Below are 2,808 nucleotides of genomic sequence, written 5' to 3'. Positions count from 1 at the left end.
GGCCTATAACTGCTCGCCGTCCTTCAACTGGAAGAAAAACCTGGACGATGCAACCATCGCCAAGTTCCAGAAAGAGCTGGGTGCCATGGGCTACAAGTTCCAGTTCATCACGCTGGCTGGCTTCCACTCGCTGAACTACGGCATGTTCAACCTGGCACACGGCTATGCACGCCGCCAGATGTCGGCCTTCGTGGAACTGCAGGAAGCCGAATTCGCCGCAGCGGAGAAGGGCTTCACCGCCGTGAAGCACCAGCGCGAAGTCGGCACCGGCTACTTCGACGCCGTGACCCAGACCATCCAGCAAGGCCAGTCGTCGACTACCGCCCTGCATGGTTCGACTGAAGACGAGCAATTCTTTGACGACAAGAAGAAAGTAGCATAAGCAATGACAGGTCTCTGACCTGTCCTGAGGCCCGGCGATCCTTGGTTGCCGGGCCTTTTTTACTAGTGATTTTCTGTGTATCTCGCGCGCGTTGCGCGCTGCTACCGTATGCCTCCCATACCAACAACATTACGGAGGATACGATGAAGCATTCAATGACAGCACTTGCTTTGCTTGGCGGCCTGCTGTGGCATGGCGCCGCGTCGGCGGACGTCAGCGGCCAGGCGCGCATGGGCAATATCGGCTTCACGCTGATTGATCTCGATCCGAACGATGGCATCACGCCGGCGCTGACCATGACCCATGTGGGCACGCGCTACGAGAATGACTACGGCTATATCTCGGCCAGCACGCCGAGCGGCAATTACTGGGAGCAGTTCTATCCACCCGCCACGCCCCAGCCGTGGGAATACAGCTATAACCTGAATAACGTTGAGACCGCGCACGTCGCTGTGCTGGGCAGGGATGACTCCTGGAAGCAGAGCGTGGAAGGCGAGGCGCACATCGTGACCAGCCTGAGCGAAAGCCGCGGCCTGAACACATCGATCGAAGGCGACCAGGCGCATTTCACGCTGACGCCGAATACCGGCGTCGCCTTCTACAGCACGGTGCAGATCGAGGCCAGCGTCACGCCGCCGCAGCAGCGCCAGGACTGGTTCGATATCTTCGCCCTGTTCTGGCTGGCGATTGAAGATCCCAAGCAGCCGGATGGCCTGCTGGGCGTGGACCTGGACCTGCAGGACTTCCGGCTGGAAAGCGCGCGCGGTTTCAGCGAAACGCGTGACAGCCTCGATCTGGTGCAGACTTCCTGGTTGAACCGCACCGACCAGCAGCAGGCGGGCTGGGTATCGATGGAAATGTGGATGTACGCGGGCTCCGGCACGCTCGATCCGGTGCCCGAGCCGGCGCATTACGCGATGCTGCTCGCAGGGCTGGCCCTCGTCGGCTGGACCGCGCGCCAGCGCCGCTCGTGAGATAATGGTAGGTCGAATCATCACTCTGCCTTATTCATGTTCAGTTATCGCCACGCCTTCCACGCCGGCAATCATGCCGATGTCCTAAAGCATTTCGTCCTGATCCAGGTGCTCCAGTACCTGAACCAGAAGGACGTCGCCTATACCTACATCGACACCCACGCCGGTGCGGGCGTGTACACGCTGGACAGTGCGCAAGCCACCAAGACGGGCGAATTCGAAACGGGTATCGCGCCGCTGTGGGAGCGTGATGACCTGCCGGCGCCGCTGGCCGAGTACGTAAAGCTGATTAAAGACATGAACCCGAGCGGCAAGATGCGCTTCTATCCGGGTTCGCCTTACTGCGCGGAGAAAGTGGCGCGCGAAGAAGACCGCATCCGCCTGTTCGAGCTGCACCCGTCCGACGCCAAGATCCTGGAAGACAATTTCAATAACCTGGCCAGGCACGAAGCGGCGCAAGGCAAGCGTCCAACAGCGCGCGGCAAGCGCGTGATCGTCAACAAGGCGGACGGCTTCCTGGGCGTCAAAGCGCTGCTGCCGCCGCCGTCGCGCCGCGGCTTCGTGCTGTGCGATCCGCCGTATGAAGACAAGCAGGACTACAAGAAAGTCACCGATATGCTGAGCGATTCGCTCAAGCGCTTCCCGACCGGCACTTATGCCGTCTGGTATCCGGTGCTGCAGCGCATCGAGGCACGCAACTTTGCCGAGCGCATGAAGCATCTGGACGCGAAGTCGTGGCTGAACGTGACGCTGTGCATCAGCACGCCAACGCCGGATGGCATCGCGCTGCACACCAGCGGCATGTTCCTGCTGAATCCGCCGTACACGCTGGAGCCGATCCTGAAGGAAGTGATGCCCTACCTGGTCAAGGTGCTGGGCCGCGATTCGGGCGCCAAGTTCACGCTGGAGAGTGGCGAAGTGACCACAAGTCGCAAAGGCGATGCGAAGCGCGCATAAAAACATTGTCAAGACTGTAAATCGGGTTTAGTCTGGGGGTAATGAGTCCAGCAGTGGGGAAACCCATGACAGCGACATTGCAACAAGAGTTAGCGCCAGTCCCGATGCCTTATGCCAATCAGTTTTTCCTGGCAAGGCAACCTATCCTCAATCGAAACCAGCGGCTCGTCGCTTACGAGCTGCTGTATCGCAACGCTGAAGTCTCCGAAGCCCGCATTACCAACGGCACGCACGCCACCGCGTCCGTGATCGCGCACGCCTCCGAGCTGGGCATGGAGCAGGTGGTGGGCGATCAGCTGGCCTTCGTCAACGTCGATACGGCGGGGCTGATGAGCGATTTCATTCGCTTCCTGCCGAACGATAAAGTCATCCTTGAAGTGCTGGAAACCGTTCAGCCCACGCCCGATGTGCTGGCCCGCTTGAACGAACTGAAGCAGGCGGGCTTCAAGTTTGCATTAGATGATGTGGCCACTGAAACCGAAGCTGTGGCAAAGC

General features: G+C 59.9%; 2 protein-coding genes and 2 pseudogenes. All 4 read left to right on the top strand.

The genetic code is table 11. From position 1 onward, the window contains the following. Nucleotides 1–382 (top strand): annotated as a pseudogene (locus AB4Z11_RS28535) (isocitrate lyase); the annotation flags it as partial. A 155-nt stretch (nt 383–537) separates the two neighbouring features. Then, nucleotides 538–1,356 carry a PEP-CTERM sorting domain-containing protein gene (locus tag AB4Z11_RS28530; protein ID WP_442029198.1) on the top strand — a complete coding sequence of 273 codons (819 nt, stop codon included), beginning with the start codon at nt 538–540 and terminating at the stop codon, nt 1,354–1,356. A 36-nt stretch (nt 1,357–1,392) separates the two neighbouring features. Next, nucleotides 1,393–2,313 carry a 23S rRNA (adenine(2030)-N(6))-methyltransferase RlmJ gene (locus AB4Z11_RS28525; protein ID WP_442029197.1) on the top strand — a complete coding sequence of 307 codons (921 nt, stop codon included), beginning with the start codon at nt 1,393–1,395 and terminating at the stop codon, nt 2,311–2,313. Nucleotides 2,314–2,378: 65 nt separating this feature from the next. Then, nucleotides 2,379–2,808: pseudogene (locus AB4Z11_RS28520) on the top strand (EAL domain-containing protein); the annotation flags it as partial.

It is taken from the genome of Pseudoduganella sp. RAF53_2 (assembly GCF_052113985.1).
Classification (GTDB): Bacteria; Pseudomonadota; Gammaproteobacteria; order Burkholderiales; family Burkholderiaceae_D; genus Rugamonas.
This window is presented reverse-complemented; position numbering and strand designations above follow the sequence as displayed.

Excerpts from the sequence above, each read along its gene's own strand:
- AB4Z11_RS28530 (WP_442029198.1), top strand. The coding sequence starts at position 538 with ATGACAGCACTTGCTTTGCTTGGCGGCCTGCTGTGGCATGGCGCCGCG.
- AB4Z11_RS28525 (WP_442029197.1), top strand. The coding sequence starts at position 1,393 with ATGTTCAGTTATCGCCACGCCTTCCACGCCGGCAATCATGCCGATGTC.